At 62.6% G+C, this 15,837-nt stretch carries 15 protein-coding genes and 1 other RNA gene; 10 read left to right on the top strand and 6 right to left on the bottom strand.

Features of this window, described 5'->3' with window-relative positions:
* Positions 1-111: 111 nt before the first annotated feature.
* The 3 genes from ssrA (at position 112) to CU669_RS10360 (ending at position 2,692) form a co-directional block, all read left to right on the top strand.
* Positions 112-432, top strand: a transfer-messenger RNA (tmRNA) gene (gene ssrA, locus CU669_RS10370).
* Positions 433-458: 26 nt separating this feature from the next.
* Positions 459-956: an SspB family protein gene (locus tag CU669_RS10365; RefSeq protein ID WP_112144348.1), complete on the top strand. Its 498-nt coding sequence runs from the start codon at positions 459-461 to the stop codon at positions 954-956.
* A gap of 119 nt (positions 957-1,075) precedes the next feature.
* Positions 1,076-2,692, top strand: a complete 1,617-nt coding sequence (locus CU669_RS10360; protein WP_112144346.1) for a fumarate hydratase — start codon at positions 1,076-1,078, stop codon at positions 2,690-2,692.
* Between the two features lie 191 nt (positions 2,693-2,883).
* Here CU669_RS10360 and CU669_RS21105 read toward each other — a convergent pair whose 3' ends face one another.
* Positions 2,884-3,489 carry a hypothetical protein gene (locus CU669_RS21105; RefSeq protein WP_146747716.1) on the bottom strand — a complete coding sequence of 202 codons (606 nt, stop codon included), beginning with the start codon at positions 3,487-3,489 and terminating at the stop codon, positions 2,884-2,886.
* Between the two features lie 285 nt (positions 3,490-3,774).
* On the opposite strand from CU669_RS21105, the gene CU669_RS10355 reads away from it, so the two are divergent.
* Positions 3,775-4,119, top strand: a complete 345-nt coding sequence (locus tag CU669_RS10355; protein ID WP_112144344.1) for a TfoX/Sxy family protein — start codon at positions 3,775-3,777, stop codon at positions 4,117-4,119.
* A gap of 59 nt (positions 4,120-4,178) precedes the next feature.
* A complete protein-coding gene (locus CU669_RS10350) occupies positions 4,179-4,601 on the top strand; it encodes a DUF983 domain-containing protein (protein WP_112144342.1) in 423 nt (140 codons plus the stop codon).
* A 158-nt stretch (positions 4,602-4,759) separates the two neighbouring features.
* On the opposite strand, the gene CU669_RS10345 is transcribed toward CU669_RS10350, so the two are convergent.
* Positions 4,760-5,554, bottom strand: a complete 795-nt coding sequence (locus CU669_RS10345) for an Hpt domain-containing protein (RefSeq protein ID WP_112144340.1) — start codon at positions 5,552-5,554, stop codon at positions 4,760-4,762.
* A gap of 239 nt (positions 5,555-5,793) precedes the next feature.
* Between CU669_RS10345 and CU669_RS10340 the strand changes: the two genes are divergently transcribed.
* Complete coding sequence (locus CU669_RS10340) at positions 5,794-8,328, top strand: EAL domain-containing protein (protein ID WP_112144475.1); 2,535 nt, start codon at positions 5,794-5,796, stop codon at positions 8,326-8,328.
* Between the two features lie 53 nt (positions 8,329-8,381).
* On the opposite strand, the gene CU669_RS10335 is transcribed toward CU669_RS10340, so the two are convergent.
* Entirely contained in the window at positions 8,382-9,584 is a 1,203-nt protein-coding gene (locus CU669_RS10335; protein WP_112144338.1) for an MFS transporter, read from the bottom strand.
* Between the two features lie 146 nt (positions 9,585-9,730).
* Here CU669_RS10335 and CU669_RS10330 point away from each other — a divergent pair, with 146 nt between their 5' ends.
* Both CU669_RS10330 and CU669_RS10325 read left to right on the top strand, forming a co-directional pair.
* The gene (locus CU669_RS10330; protein WP_239988661.1) at positions 9,731-10,336 is read left to right on the top strand and encodes a hypothetical protein; all 606 of its coding nucleotides are present in this window, start codon (positions 9,731-9,733) and stop codon (positions 10,334-10,336) included.
* 4 nt (positions 10,337-10,340) lie between these two features.
* On the top strand, positions 10,341-11,639 hold the full coding sequence (locus CU669_RS10325) for an HD-GYP domain-containing protein (RefSeq protein WP_112144336.1): 1,299 nt from the start codon (positions 10,341-10,343) through the stop codon (positions 11,637-11,639).
* Here CU669_RS10325 and CU669_RS10320 read toward each other — a convergent pair.
* On the bottom strand, positions 11,612-12,244 hold the full coding sequence (locus tag CU669_RS10320; protein WP_112144334.1) for an FMN-binding negative transcriptional regulator: 633 nt from the start codon (positions 12,242-12,244) through the stop codon (positions 11,612-11,614). The genes CU669_RS10325 and CU669_RS10320 overlap by 28 nt on opposite strands.
* 94 nt (positions 12,245-12,338) lie before the next feature.
* On the opposite strand from CU669_RS10320, the gene prfB reads away from it, so the two are divergent.
* Together prfB and CU669_RS10310 are read left to right on the top strand one after the other, a co-directional pair.
* Complete coding sequence (gene prfB, locus CU669_RS10315) at positions 12,339-13,457, top strand: peptide chain release factor 2 (RefSeq protein ID WP_112144333.1); 1,119 nt, start codon at positions 12,339-12,341, stop codon at positions 13,455-13,457.
* 143 nt (positions 13,458-13,600) lie between these two features.
* Positions 13,601-14,623, top strand: a complete 1,023-nt coding sequence (locus CU669_RS10310; RefSeq protein ID WP_112144331.1) for a Tim44 domain-containing protein — start codon at positions 13,601-13,603, stop codon at positions 14,621-14,623.
* Between the two features lie 171 nt (positions 14,624-14,794).
* Here CU669_RS10310 and CU669_RS10305 read toward each other — a convergent pair whose 3' ends face one another.
* Together CU669_RS10305 and CU669_RS10300 are read right to left on the bottom strand one after the other, a co-directional pair.
* Positions 14,795-15,097: a hypothetical protein gene (locus CU669_RS10305; protein WP_112144330.1), complete on the bottom strand. Its 303-nt coding sequence runs from the start codon at positions 15,095-15,097 to the stop codon at positions 14,795-14,797.
* Positions 15,098-15,165: 68 nt separating this feature from the next.
* Positions 15,166-15,798 carry a TetR/AcrR family transcriptional regulator gene (locus tag CU669_RS10300; protein ID WP_239988660.1) on the bottom strand — a complete coding sequence of 211 codons (633 nt, stop codon included), beginning with the start codon at positions 15,796-15,798 and terminating at the stop codon, positions 15,166-15,168.
* Positions 15,799-15,837: the final 39 nt, after the last annotated feature.

Here is a 15,837-nt window from a genome sequence, read left to right as displayed (position 1 = left end):
CGATGGTGCCCCCCCGGAGCGAAGCGACTGGCCCATTGAGGGCCCGCGCCCAATGGCGCGAAAGCCAAGCGGGCGGATGCCCGCGCCGGCGTTTGAGGCATATGAACGACTCCGCTGGCGCTTCTCGTCTTGGCCCCTTATATTGGATGTGTCGGGCAACCGACTATGACGCTAAACGCCATGTGGAATAGACGTTACGGACCCGGGGGCGGTACCCGGCGCCTCCACCAAGACGCTCAGGCCCGACGGCCGGAAACCTCGGGGGCGAAATAGGATCGACGTGCGCAGTAAAGGCATGGTTTGCGTTCGGCATGATACCACCGTTATCGGGTCAACCCTAACAAGTGCCAACGACAACGTTGAACTTGCCGCTGCCGCCTAACAGGCTGTAAGCGCGGTCCGGGGGGCACCGGGCAACAGAAGCCCCCCACTGATTTGGTCTAGGAAAGCTTTGGCTGATGCCGGTTGAAGAATTACGCTACGACAAGATGGTGGAAGACGCGTTGCGCGGCGTGGTCCGCGATGCGCTGGAGTTTGCCGCCACGCAAGGACTTCCCGGCGACCATCACTTCTACGTCACCTTCCGCACCCACTTCCCGGGCGTGGCCATTCCCGGCCACCTGACGGCACGTCATCCCGACGAGATGACCATCGTGTTGCAGCACCAGTTCTGGGATCTGTCGGTGGAAGAGGAAAAATTCTGCGTCACCTTGTCCTTCTCGGGCAAGCCGGAACGTCTGATCATCCCCTTCGCCGCCGTCAGCGGCTTCGCCGATCCCTCGGCCAAGTTCGGCCTGCAATTCCAGGCCATTCCCTATGACGACGACGAAGACGAGGACGAGGAGCCCGAATTCGAGGCCCCCGCCGCCGAAAACCCCGACACCCCGCCCAAGGACGCCCCAAAGGATGGCAACGACGGCAAGGTGGTGACGCTGGATCGCTTCCGGAAGAAATAGCGGTCTCGCCGCCACCCCTTGACCTTGCGCCCAAAAAGGTGTTTGACCAGATGCCGCCGACCACCGTCTGAACGGGTGGGGCGGCGCTACCCGTTTCTCCTGCGCAGAGGTCGCCTGCCATGACCGGTTTCGCCTTCCACGAGATCTTCCCGCTGTCCCATGACGACACCCCCTATCGCAAGATCACCAGCGACGGCATCGGCACCGCCAGCCTGAACGGCAAGACCGTCGTGACGGTGGCCCCCGAGGCCATCACCACGCTGACCATGGAAGCCATCAAGGACACCTCGCACCTGCTGCGACCGGCCCATCTGGCCCAGTTGCGCAACATCCTCGACGACGCGGGGGCGTCGCCCAACGACCGCTTCGTCGCCTATGACCTGCTGAAGAACGCTTGCATCGCGTCCGGCGGCGTGCTGCCCATGTGCCAGGACACCGGCACCGCCATCGTCATGGGCAAGAAGGGCCAGCAGGTCTGGACCGGCGGCAATGACGAGGCCGCCATCTCGGAAGGCGTGCAGCGGGCCTATACCGACCTGAACCTGCGCTATTCCCAGACCGCCCCGGTCACCATGTACGACGAGGTCAACACCGGCACCAACCTGCCCGCCCAGATCGACCTCTACGCCACCGAGGGCGACGCCTACAAGTTCATGTTCATGGCCAAGGGCGGCGGCTCGGCCAACAAGACCTTCCTGTATCAGCAGACCAAGGCGCTGCTGAACCCCGACAGCTTGCTGAAGTTCCTCGACGCCCAGATCCGCACGCTGGGCACCTCGGCCTGTCCGCCCTATCACCTCGCCATCGTCATCGGCGGATTGTCGGCCGAGATGGCCCTGAAGACGGTCAAGCTGGCCTCGGCCAAGTATCTCGACAGCTTGCCCTCCGAGGGCAACAAGTTCGGCCAGGCCTTCCGCGACCGCGAGTTGGAGCAGATCGTCCTCAAGATGACCCAGGACATGGGCATCGGCGCCCAGTTCGGCGGCAAGTATTTCTGCCACGATGTCCGCGTCATCCGCCTGCCCCGCCACGGCGCCTCCTGCCCGGTGGCCATCGGCGTGTCGTGCTCGGCCGACCGCCAGATCCTGGGCAAGATCACCAAGGACGGCGTCTATGTGGAAGCCATGGAGAAGGATCCGGCCAAGTACCTGCCCGATATCGATCCCTCCAAGCTGGCGGGCGAGGTGGTCAAGATCGACCTGTCGCGCCCCATGGACGAGATCAGGAAGACCCTATCGCAATACCCGGTCAAGACCCGTGTCAGCCTGACCGGCCCCATGATCGTGGCGCGCGACATCGCCCACGCCAAGTTGAAGGAACGGCTCGACAAGGGCGAGGGCCTGCCCGACTACTTCAAGCAGATGGGCGTCTATTACGCCGGTCCGGCCAAGACGCCGTCCAACTACGCCTCGGGCTCGTTCGGCCCCACCACGGCGGGCCGCATGGATTCCTATGTGGAGCAGTTCCAGGCCGCCGGAGGCTCTATGCTGATGATCGCCAAGGGCAACCGCTCCAAGGCCGTGACCGACGCCTGCAAGAAGCACGGCGGCTTCTATCTCGGCTCAGTGGGCGGCGCCGCCGCCCGCCTCGCCCAGGACTGCATCAAGAAGGTCGAGGTCATCGAATACCCCGAACTGGGCATGGAAGCCATCTGGCGCATCGAAGTGGTCGACTTCCCCGCCTTCATCGTCGTCGACGACAAGGGCAACGACTTCTTCGCGGAATTTGCGCACTGACGTCAACTTATTGAAGTTGGCCGATATTTTTGAGGGCGGCGTATGCCGCCCTCGTCATTTGTGCCAACAGTGTGCCAAACACGAAGAAACCGGAAGCGTACTGTGCCAACGAAAGCATTGATATTCTTGGTTGGACGCCTGCCTGAGGGCAATCTGTCGAAGAAGGCGGAGGTTTATTCCTGAAACCTCCATTACCACGTCCCCTTTTTAGCCCTTACGTTACGGCTCCTTGCCACAGCCTCCTCCAAGTCGGGATGATCGGCTATCGCACTACTCTTCCCTTGGAAGTATTTGTTGAGGCGATCAGAAACAACATGCTGCCTGGCAGCATTATCCCTCAACTTGCTAATGGTCACTCCAGCAATTGTATAACACAAGCATATTATATCTTGAAGTGCAACTTCTGGATTTGCATGCGACACTCTGCCTTTAAAATAGTACTCATTTAACTCTTTCGTAAGTGTTTTTGTGAGTTTTTTTGCCTGATTGCGCCCAAATCTGTAAAAAGGATCATGTGAGAACTTATTTCTTATGGCGTTTATGGACCGAAAGAGGTCTCTCCATTGAGGCCCCATCAACCCCATCGATATTACAACATCTAACTTTAGTGAAAATGATGCCTCTATAACACTTTGCCTGGACGATTCCCGTAGCACCTCGCAAAGAAGCTCGTCTAAGACATGCTCGATCAATAGCTGCCCTCGCACGGCCAAAATTAATGGATCAGCGGGTGCCTCAAAAAGCTCTTTGGCCGCGCTTTCAATTTGAGATGTGGGCACTTCGGTATCGTTGTCCATCGGTCACTCCTGAGGATGGGAGCCAAAGCAGCATTGCCTCTTATGATAGCATTGCGCGACCCTACGGATTAGAAGACAATGGCGATGCCCATTGCTTACTCTGGGGCGACTGTGCCAAAGACTGTGCCAAATCCCCTGCGCCAGAGCCCACTGGGCTGCGGCGGTTGCGGCAAAAGAAATGGCGGATTCCTACGGTTTTTGCGGGATTCCGCCATTCCTCGTCTAACGACTTATAAATGCAACGACTTTTTTGCGGAATTCGCGCATTAAGGAAACGGACAGAGCATGTCGCGGGAGTTGGCCGACCACGTCTGCGACATGCTCTCGCCGCTCGGGCCGGTGACAGCCCGGTCCATGTTCGGCGGCTTCGGCATTTATCTCGACGGTTTGATGTTCGGCCTGATCGCCTTCGAGACCCTGTATTTCAAGGCCGACGAGCGCAATCGTCCCATGTATGAGGACGCGGGCTCGGCCCCCTTCAAGCCATGGGAGCACAAGCCCATGACCATGCCCTATTGGGAGGTTCCCGCCGACGTGATGGAAGAGCCGGACGAGATGTGCCGCTGGGGTCGTGCCGCCTTCGACGCCGCCTTGCGGACGCGAAAGCCGAAGCGTCCCAGGAAAAGCTAGCTATCGGCGACGCGCGGCATCACTCTATATAAGAGTGAGACCCATTCGCAGGAATAGCGATGCCGCATCGCCTTCGGGTTCCCATCTGCCGCCCGGCTCCCGTCCCGGCCAAGCGGTCCATCGCCCGCTCGATCTGGCGCGGCCTGCGGCGGCGCTGCCCCAAATGCGGCATCGGCGCCGCGCTGGACGGCTATTTGGGCATCCGGGAGGCATGCGATCACTGCGGCGAGCCGCTGGGCCATATCCGGGCCGATGATGGCCCCGCCTATTTCACCTTGCTGATCGCAGGCCATGTGGTGGTGCCGCTGGTGCTACTGGCCGAACAGCTTTGGCATCCGCCCATGGAGGCGATGCTGGCGGTGGCCGTGACCGGCATGGCGGCGCTGATCTGGCGCCTGCTGCCTCGGATCAAGGGCGGGGTTCTCGGGCTGATGTGGGCGCTGGGCCTGAGTGGCGACGAGGTCCAGGACGACCGGCTTTAACAGGGTGCGGAAAAACTCGTTCCCGCCCCCATTTATCGTCACCCCCGCGCAGGCGGGGGTCCATGTTGATGCAAGGCTGGGCTCTAACCACAAGAGTTTGAGTGGCTGATGCATGGATTCCCCCTTTCGCGGGAATGACGGGGTTTTTCCGCAGCCTGTTAAATCAGGAACAGATTATCGAGCGCCTTGAACAGGTCGTCGGCGAAGCTTGCCCCCTTGAACAGCACCGGCACCCGCTTGGGCAACAGCTTGAGGGTGTCGTCGTCCTTGTCCAGGCTGGTGATCACCGCCAGCGGAATATTGCGGGTGGACGGCATGGCGGACAGGGCCATGGCGAGGTCGATGCCTTCCAGATCGGACATCATCGCCGAGATGATCACCAGATCCGGCTTGGTCTGGACCACCATGGAAAAGCCATGCAGCGAATCGGCCACCATGGAGACCCGATAGCCGCATTGCTGCAATTCGCGTTCGACAAAGCGGGTCTGGGCGCCGGGCGGCATCACCAGCATCACCTCGACGGTCTTGATCTCGATATCGCCCAGATCGAAACCCAGCTTGGCCGGAAGCAAGCGGACAAGGCTGGCCGGGTCGGATTCGGCTTCCGCCTTTCCATCCGCCAATCGATTGATCAGGTCGAAGAAGCCTTGCAGATCGTCCCAAATGCGGGGCGGCGCCACCTTGGGCGTATGGGCGACATACTCGTCCAACCGATGGGCCACGGCCGCCAAGCGATGCATCCCGAAATTCGCCGCCTGACCGCGAAACAGCACGGCGGCGCGGCGGCATTCGGTCACCACGTCCTTGAGATCGCGGTGGCCGTTGCGGGCGGCATCGAATGCCACGTCGAGGGACTGCACCGTCTCGATCAGTTCTTCGATGAATTCGTGGCGCAAATCCTCGACGACTTCGTGAGCCGCCTTGCCCTGGTGCCCGTTCCCCAATTCTGCCATTTCTTCAGACTCGCCTTACGTCGCAGGAAGTTCCGAAAACCCGGTGGCAGTGTAATCGACGACCGAGCGCATCACCATCGTTTTAGATGAGGCCCAAGGCGGGGAAGCACTCCACCCTACCCGTATGGCGTGGTTGCGTCAGGCGATAACTTAAGTAAAACTGACTAGGTCAGATGGGGATCGGGCACATGATAAAGTCTTACTTCTGCCGTAAGTCATAAGCGAAGGTGGACCGTCCATTGCCCGCAGATCAAGTGCTTGAGCGCATCGTCCAAAAGACGCTGCTCAGTTGCCCGCCGGACACCTCCATTCTGGAGGCCGCCACTCTCATGGCGGAAACCCGCTGCTCGTCCATCATCATCCTGGACAAGGCAAAGCCCATCGGCATCTGGACCGAGCGCGATTCCCTGGCGGTGGACTTTTCCGAGCCAAAGGCCCTGACCAGGCCCATATCCTCGGTCATGAGCACGCCGGTAAAGACCATCCATGGGTCCACCACTCTCGGCGACGCGGGCATGCGGTTCAAGCTGGAGGGCGTGCGCCACTTCGTGGTGATCGACGATGCCGGCGACGCCCTGGGCATCGTCAGCCAAAGCGATGTCATCTTGCGCCATGGCGTCGAGCATTTCCTGGTGCTGCGCAATGTGCGCTCCGCCATTCATCAGGCCATGATCGCCATCCCCGCCGAGACCGGCCTCAAGGAGGCGGTCGCCAAGCTGCATGCCGCGCGCACCGACGCCGCCGTGGTGCTGGGCGACGGGATCGCCGAGCACGGCATCGTCACCGAGCGCGACGTGCTGCGCCTGATCGCCTCGAAGCGCAAGGTTCCCCTGACCGTGGGCGAGATCGCCTCGCGTCCGCTGATCTGCGTGCGCCACGACGACAGCCTGCTCGGCGCCCGCAACCTGCTGGATGAAAAAGGCATCCGGCATGTGGGCGTGACCGACGACGACGGCGACCTGATCGCCCTGCTCTCGTTTTCCGACATTCTGTCGACGCTGCAATACGAATATGTCCATCGCCTGGACGAGGCGCTGCGCGAACGCGACGAAGCCCTGATCCGCTCGCGCAAGGATCTCAATCTGGCGCGCAAGGTGATCGAGGCTTCGCTGGACGGCATCATGATCCTGGACGCCGCCAATCGGGTGGAGTTCGTCAATCCGGCCTTCACCCATATGACCGGCTACCCGCCGGAGGAAATCATCGGCCAGACGCCCAGCATCCTGAAATCGGGACGCCATGACGAGGCCTTCTACGCCCATATGTATCAAAGCCTGGAAAAGCAGGATTACTGGCAGGGCGAGATCTGGAACCGCCGCAAGAACGGCGAGATCTACCCCGAATGGCTGACCATCAACGTCATCCGCGACGAAAGCGGCGACATTTCCCAATACGCCGCCATCTTCAGCGACATCACCGAGCGCAAGAAGACCGAGGAGCGCATCAAGAACCTGGCCTATTACGACGTTCTGACCGGGCTGCCCAACCGGCGTCTGTTCACCGATCGTCTGCAACTGGCCATCGCCAATGCCCATCGTCATCAGCATCTGATGGCGATCATGTTTCTCGACCTCGACCTGTTCAAGCGCATAAACGATTCCCTGGGCCACGGAATCGGTGATCAGGTGCTGATCGAGACGGCGGCGCGGCTGGGGCATTGCCTGCGCGAGGGCGATACCGTGGCGCGGCTGGGAGGCGACGAATTCACCATCCTGCTGCCGGAAATCGATCATATCGAGGATGCCGCCAAACTGGCCGAACGCCTGATCGCCCATGTGAAGCAGCCCTTCATCATCGAAGAGCACGAGCTTTACATCACCACATCCATCGGCATCGGCGTCTATCCCGATGACGGCGATTCGGTGGAAGCGCTGATCAAGAATGCCGATACCGCCATGTATCGGGCCAAGGATCTGGGGCGCAACAGCTTCCAGCTTTACACCCCGGCCATGAACGCCCGCTCGTTCGAGCGCCTGAGCATGGAAGCCAGCCTGCGCCATGCCGTCACCCGTGGCGAATTCAAGCTGGTCTATCAGGTCAAGGTGGATCTGGACACCGGACGCATGTCCGGCGTCGAGGCGCTGGTGCGCTGGCATCACCCGGAAATGGGGCTGGTTTCGCCCGTCGACTTCATTCCCCTGGCCGAGGACATGGGGGTCATTTCCGATATCGGTGAATGGGTGCTGCGGGAGGCCTGCAAGCAGTGCAAGCACTGGCACGACCTCGGCCTGCCGCCGGTGCGCATCGCCGTCAACGTCTCTGCCTTGCAATTCAAGGAAACCAGGGTTCCAGAGGTCGTCGCCAGCGCCCTGCGCGAGACCGGCCTGCCACCGCAATATCTGGAACTGGAACTGACCGAGACGGTGCTGATGCAACGGGTCGACGAGGTGGTGGTGGTGCTGAAGGAACTGCGGGCCATGGGCATCCGCATCTCCATCGACGACTTCGGCACCGGCTATTCCAGCCTCAGCTATCTGAAGCGCATGCCCATCGACGCCTTGAAGGTGGACCGATCCTTCGTCAACGACATCTTCGACGAGAACGACAAGGTGACCGAGGAAGGCGCCGAGATCGTCTCCACCATCATCAGTCTCGCCCACAATCTGAAGCTCAAGGCCATCGCCGAGGGCGTGGAAACCGCCGCCCAGGCCCTGTTCCTCCACTCCAAGGGCTGCGACGAGGTCCAGGGCTTCCTGATCAGCCGCCCGGTCTCGGGCGAGGATCTCATCAGCCTGTTCGACCGCAACCTGCTGCCCGAGGCGCAGGAGGAGTAAGGGACGGCCGCGCTTCCAGGGATGGAGCGCGGGCATCCTGCCCGCTTGCCCCCCTACTCCGCCGGAGCCACCGCCGCCGCCTCGCGCTCCGTCGGCAATTGGGTGGCCGCCAGGGCCACCACCGCCGCCGATGCCGCCAGCAGGATGAACAGGGCCTCGAAACCTCCGGTGGCGACCCGCATCACCGAGACCAGGGGAACCCCCAGCCCCGACACCCCGAACGACAGGATGAATTTCAGCCCGAAGGCGGTTCCCCGCCATTTGGCCGGGGTATAGCGGGCCAGCAGGATGTTCTCGGCCGGAATCGCCGCCATGTTGAAGCTGACCGCCAGCACCGCCACCGCCACCAAACCCAGCCCCGACGCATAGGCCACCCCCAGCAGCAGCGGCACCTGCATGACCGCCACCGCCATGTAGATGCGCCTCGGACTGAGGCGGTCGGCCAGATGCCCGGCCAGGATCTGGGTCAACCCCGCCAGCAGATAGACCACGCTGACCCCACCGGCCGCCGCCCACAGCCCGGCCTCGCCCAGGCGTTCGGCGAACATCTTGGGAAGCGCGGGCTGGGTGGCCTGATAGATCAGACCGGCGCACAACATGGTCACCGACAAAACCAAGCCTGCCCGCACCGTGTCGCCCTTGCTGGCCACCGGCTCGGGCCTGCGATCCGCGGTGGCTTCCACCACCACCCCCTTGGCCAGCATGACCAGGAACAACACCCCGGTGGCGAACACCACCACGCCCGGCGCGATGAAGGCGGCCCGCCATCCCGATGTGGCGATCAGGCCACCGGCCACCACGCCCGCCAAAGCGGGGCCGATGCCGCCGAACACGCCATTGAGCCCGACGGCCTTGCCCTTGTCCTCGGCATTGCGAATCAGCCAGGCGATGCCCACCGGATGATAGATGGAACCGAACACCCCCATCAGCGCCAAGGCCAGCATCAGCATCCACGGCCCCTGGGACAGCCCCACCAGCACCGCCGCCACCCCCAGGCCCAGGAAGTAGACCGCCATCATGCCCACCGTGCTCCAGCGGTCGCCCAACCAGCCCGCCAGGGGCGCCAGCAGCCCATAAAGCAGCTTTCCCGCCACGATCAGCGCCAGCACCTCCTCGTAGGACAGCCCCATCTCGGCGGGCAGCACCAGGGCGGCGATGAAGAAGATGGGCTCGAAGATATGGGCATAGGCATGACCGGCGCATGAGAACGCCAGGGATGCGCGGGCGGAGCGATGGTTGATGGCGGAGTTGGGCATCGGGCATGAACCGGCAATGAATTGGTCCGACCACTGTGCCATCATGGCGCCCGGACATGCAATCGGGCCGATGGCGTGGCCCCTTGCATCGCAGCAGGGTTTGAACGACATTGATGCGGTCCAACAGACTTTAGCGGCGTTCATCCATGGGCATGTCCTCGGTTCTGATCATCAGCGTGGCCGCTGGCATCATCCTCGTCGTCGGCGGCGGGTTGGTGATGTACATGGCTGGACTGGTCAAGAACGCCTATGAGCTGAAGGTCCAGATCAGTGCCGACATCGACGAACGCCTGGGCAAGATGGCCGATGAGTTGGACAAGAAAAGCCGCTGGATCAAGCGCGATCTGCTGGAAGAGATCGAGAAGATCAAGTCGGGGCTGGAGGTGGATAACGCCCGCAAGTTCGAGAATCTGGGCGAGCCGCTGATCAAGCGCATCGACGAATTGGACCAGATCGTCCGCAAGGAACGCGACGAATGGGTCAAGGCCATTGAAAGCGACCGCGAGAATATCACCAAGCTGGACGCCAAGATCGGCGCGTTGCGCCGCGACCTGAAGCAATTTGGACCGCAGGCGGCGGGCGCCGGGACGCCCGCGGCGGATGCCGACCTGGCCGCCCTGGTCGGCGCGGTGCCCGCGACGGACGGCGTTTCCCCTCCCCCTCCGGCCGCGCCCTCGCCGCCACCAAAGGCAGCGGCCGATCCCAAATCCATGAACGGCTTCCTACCCGATCTCGGCACCAAAAAGGCCTAACCCGATGAGCTTGCTCGTCGCCAGGAATATACGGCGTCAATTGGCGGTGCGGCTGGGCCTTGGAGGCGTGATCATCGCCGCAGCCCTTGGCGGTGCCGTGTCCTGGTACGAATTCGAGCGAATCGAGGATGCCTTCGTCGATGAAGCGGTCGAGCAGGCGAGGACGCTATCGTTGCGGCTGCCTAGCCCGCTCGACAAATCCACCAGCCCTCGGATCCAGGCCGTTCTGGAAGCATTTCTCGACGAACGCCAACAGAACCACTGGGATCACTTCCTTGGCGCCGAAATCTATGGCCTGGACAACACCGCCCTGGCAGGCGCGATGCCCAAGGAGATCGACGAGGCTATCGGCGCCATCGACCATTCCGATCACGTGTTTCCTCGGCCGGGGCAAAGCTGGTATGCCCCCCACCATGTGGGTGACCGCTTGTATCTGCGGGTGGTGACGGGCCTTGCCGACGCCTCGGGAAAGACCAATCTCGGCTATTTCGAGGGCGTCTACCACGTTACTCCGGCACGCCTGACAGAGGCGCGCCATGCCGGGTTCCGCACGACCATATTGGTGATCCTGGCTGTCCTGGCGACCACGGGCCTGCTGTATCCGATCATTCTCCAGCTCAATCGACGACTGGTGAAGAGCGCCCGCGAGTTGCTGGCCGCCAATGTGGGCGCCATCGAAATGCTGGGCAATGCCATCGCGAAGCGCGACAGCGACACGAACAGCCATAACTACAGAGTCACCCTCTATGCGCTGCGGCTGGCGGAAGCGATAGCGCTTCCCCCTGCCTCCGTCCGCAGCCTGATCAAGGGCGCCTTCCTGCATGACGTGGGTAAACTGGCGATCCCCGATTCCATCCTGCTCAAACCTGGCAAACTGGACGAGATGGAGTTCGAGATCATGAAGACCCACGTCTCCCACGGATTGGATGTGGTGGCGCGGTTCGAGTGGCTGAAGGATGCCGCCGACGTGGTGGGCTGCCACCACGAGAAATTCGACGGCACCGGCTATACCACGGGACTGGCGGGCGAGGACATTCCCATCAATGCCCGTATCTTCGCCATTGCCGACGTCTTCGACGCCCTGACGTCAAGGCGCCCCTATAAGGCGCCCATGCCCGCGACAGAGGCCATCGCCATCATGGCATCCGCACGGGGGACTCATTTCGACCCTTCCGTGCTGGATCCCTTCATCGCCATGGCCGAAGACCTTTACCGGGAGATTGGCGGCCACGCGGATATGGGCCTGGACCATGCGCTGCGCCAGTTGGCGACCCACTATTTCCTGGATGCGCTGGAGGCCTGAGCCAGGGCGACGGCCTCGGCCCCCTCGGCCCGCAATCCGTTGAGAGCGCCGGTCCGATCCGCCTCGGAGCGGTTCTGACTCAGCTTCCACTTGCCGTCCAGGCGCTCGATGAGCATCTCGAAGCCGACGATTCCCGCCAATTGTTTCTGAACATAATCCGATGGCGCATCGCTGACCGCCCAAGGCTCCGAGCGTCCCTGCTCGTGGCGCGAGGTCTGGGCCGAAACCAGCCGCAGCAACCGTTCGGGCTCGTGAAACACGCTCACCGGTCCGGCGGCATGGATGGCGACATAATTCCAGGTGGGCACCACCTTGCCGGTCTCCCGCTTCGACGGATACCAAGACGGCGAGATATAGGCGTCGGGACCGGGAAAGATGATCAACGCTGGCGCCCCCGCCTCCAGCGCCCGCCAATGGCCATTGGCGCGGGCGAAATGGCCGCGAAGCGCGCCGAACTTTCCAACAGTGCGATCCAGCACCAGGGGAAGATGACTGGCCTCGGGACCATCGGTGCCGTTGCTGGTCACGATGGCGAGGCCGACGGCGTCCATGGCGTCATGCAGCGTGGTCAGATCGTCTTGCTTGAAATGATCGGGCAGGTACATGTGTCGCTCCTGTGACGCGGCCTATTCTGACAGGGTTGCCATGACGGAGCGACTTCCTTAAAAAGGCACCTCCACGTTTTCAAGGGGAACCACCATGCGCGCCGAAATCGAGGCGTTGGCGGCCGATATCCAGCGCTCCATGGCGCTGCTGAAGCGCCATCTCGACTGGGATGCCGCGCTCATGCGCCTGGACGAGTTGAACGCCTTGGCGGAAAACCCCGATCTGTGGAATGACGCCACCGCCGCGCAAAAAATCATGCGCGAGCGCACCGAGCTCGATACCGCCATCACCGGCGTGCGCGGCGCCGAGCGCGAACTGGCCGATCTGCTGGAATTGATCGAACTGGGCGAGGCCGAGGGCGACAAGGGCGTGGTGGACGACGCCGAGGCCCAGGTGCGCGAGCTCAAGGAACGCATGGGCAAGATGGAGCTGGAGACCTTGCTGTCCGGCGAGGCCGACCACAACGACTGCTACATGGAAATCAATGCCGGAGCGGGCGGCACCGAGTCCCAGGACTGGGCCGAGATGCTGCTGCGCATGTATACCCGCTGGGCGGAAAAGCACGGCTACAAGGTCGAATGGCTGGAACAGAGCGACGGCGAACAGGCGGGAATCAAGTCGGCCACCGTGCGCATTCTCGGCCACAACGCCTATGGCTGGCTGAAGACCGAAAGCGGCGTCCACCGGCTGGTGCGCATCTCGCCCTATGACAGCGCGGCGCGCCGCCACACCAGCTTTTCGTCGGCCTGGGTCTATCCGGTGATCGACGACACCATCGACATCCAGATCAATGAAAGCGACTGCCGCATCGACACCTACCGCGCCTCGGGCGCTGGCGGCCAGCACATCAACAAGACCGATTCGGCGGTGCGCATCACCCATATTCCCACCGGCATCGTCGCCGCCTGCCAGATGGAACGCTCGCAGCACCAGAACCGCGCCCGGGCGTGGGACATGCTGCGCGCCCGCATGTACGAGGCCGAGCTGCAAAAGCGCGAGGCCGCCGCCCAGGCGCTGGAAGACCAGAAGACCGACATCGGCTGGGGCCACCAGATCCGGTCCTATGTGTTGCAGCCCTACCAGATGGTCAAGGATCTGCGCACCAATGTGGAAACCTCGGATACCCAAGGCGTGCTGGATGGCGATCTCGACCCCTTCATGGCCGCCTCGCTGGCCAGCCGCATCAAGGGCGAGGCCGGCGAGAAGCAATAGGACCATCATGCGGCCGAGACGGCCGCGCTCCTGACCAATCGGAGCGCGGGCTTCCAGCCCGCATTTTTGCACCTTGTTCATTTGCAAAATTCCATATCCGCCCTATACCTTTAAGGCATCGGGATTTTTTTCGAAGGACGAACATGAAGCGACTCTTCATCACGGCTCTGCTCGCCCTCACCCTGGCGGTTATTGGAGCCGGTGACGTGCTGGCCAAGGCAGGCAGCACCTCAAAATCCAGTGGCGGCGGCTTCGGTTCCAAGGGCTCGCGCACCCATGATGCCCCCATGGAACGCACCTTGACGCCGCCCTCCGCGCCGTCACGCCCCGCCGGGCCTCCCCCCGCCCCCCAGACGGCGCCGCGCCCCGGCAATGTGGACGCCGCACCGCTGGCGCCCCAGGCGGGGCGCCCCGGCGGCTTCGCGCCACAGCCCATGGCTCCCATGGCTCAGCCCGGCTTCTTCCAGCGCAATCCCTTCATGGCCGGTCTGGCCGGCGGCTTGGTCGGCGCGGGCATCGGCGGTATGATCTTCGGCCACTCCCCCGCCCTGGCGGCGGCGGGCGAAGCGGCGCCGGGCGCAGGCTTCCTGGGTCTTTTGCTGCAACTTTTGCTGATCGGCGGACTGGTCTATCTGGGCATTCGGCTGTTCCGTGGCCGCAACGTCGGCGTGGCTCCGGCCGGAAACCCCTATCTGCGCGCGGTTCCCGACCAGCATGTGGAGCCGACCATGGCCTATGCGGCGCCCCGCATCGAAAAGGAGTTCGAGCCCTCCGCCACGGACCAGCAGCAGTTCACCGAGATCCTGCTGGGCGTCCAGCACGCCTGGAGCGAAGGCGATCTCGCCGGATTACGTCGTTGGGCCACACCCGAGGTGGTGTCGTTCCTGTCCGAGGACATGAGCCGCAATGCCAGCGAGGGCCTGCGAAACAAGGTCGAACAGGTTTCCCTGCTGAAGGGCGATGTCAGCCAGAGCTGGAGCGAGAACGGCTTCGACTACCTGACCGCCGTGCTGACCTTCCAATGCATGGACACCATGGTCCGCATGGACAATGGTCAAGTGGTCAGCGGCAGCCCCAGCACGCCGGTCCAGCACACCGAAGCCTGGACCTTCATGCGGGCCGCCAGCGGTGGGCGCTGGCTGCTGTCGGCGGTCGAGCAGGTCTGATCGCGATCAATGAAAAGCCCCCGGCCTTGCGGCCGGGGGCTTTTTGATTTGACCTGTCATCCCGAGCGAAGTCGAGGGATCTCCGCCTGGAATGCTGGTGCCGGTTCTGAATGGTCGTGCCAGGACGAGATCCCTCCTCCCGATGGTCGTCGGGATGACGGGAATATCGGATCAGCGGCCGAAATATTCCGTGAAATACCCGGCGCGGCCGCAGCTGAAGGCGGCCACTTCCGGGGTCAGGATGCCGCAACGGAACGGCGTCCAGCTTTGGCCCAGCAAAGCCTTGATATCCATGCCGGAGCGCTGGCACTGGCGCTGGGCGATGGCGCGGATTTCAGTGGGCTCGGACAGCCAGGTGCTATAGCAGACATAGCTGGCAGGCCCATCGGCGGTATCGGGCACCAGCGGTCGCGGATCGGTGGAGCACGCCCCCAAGGCCAAGGCCATGGTCGTCGCCAGCATCATCTTGCGCATGCTCAATTCCCCCTTACCGGTCTCCCCGAGAGGTAGCCTTGGCGCGGACGCTTGGCAAGTGCTTTCGATTATGTCCCGGCGATCTTGCGGAAGGCTTCGGGCAGGCCGGACAGATAGCAGCGCACCAATTCAACGATAACCCCGTCAAGGTCATCGGGCATCTGGGCCTGATAGACCCACCGCCGCAGTCCCACATAGCCGATCGCGCCGTGCAATCCCGCCACCAGCTCGACTTCCTCCGGTGAAACAGGGGCGCCGCGCGCGACCTTCGCCTCGGCCCGAATCTCGAGACAGAGCGGCAGAAAAAGATGCTCGCGCACATGCGACATGTAGCGGTTGGCGATGGATTCATCCTTCAAGCCCGCGAACATGAACAGCCTGACCCGCTCGAAACTGAAATTGGCCTTGGTATAGCTGAGATAGAAGGCCACCAGCCGGTCGGCCAAAGGCGTCGAACGGTCGGTCAAAGCCGTCCGCCAACCGTCATCCCAGCCGCCCAGGAAGACCTCCTTATAGACCCGGTCGATCAAGGCTTCCTTGTCGGGAAAATAGCGGTACAGCAAGGGCTGGGTCACACCCAAACGCTGCGCCAGGGCTCGCGTTTGGCCCTCGAACCCCACTTCGGCGAAAAACTTGATCGCCTCGGCGACGATCAGCTTCTCGCGCTGGTTGCGCGGCAGCCGCCGACGCGCCTTATCCACCCTGGGTCGTTCTTCGGAGTCCGTCGCACATTCCTGGGG

It is taken from the genome of Paramagnetospirillum kuznetsovii, assembly GCF_003284725.1.
GTDB lineage: Bacteria > Pseudomonadota > Alphaproteobacteria > Rhodospirillales > Magnetospirillaceae > Phaeospirillum > Phaeospirillum kuznetsovii.
This window is presented reverse-complemented; position numbering and strand designations above follow the sequence as displayed.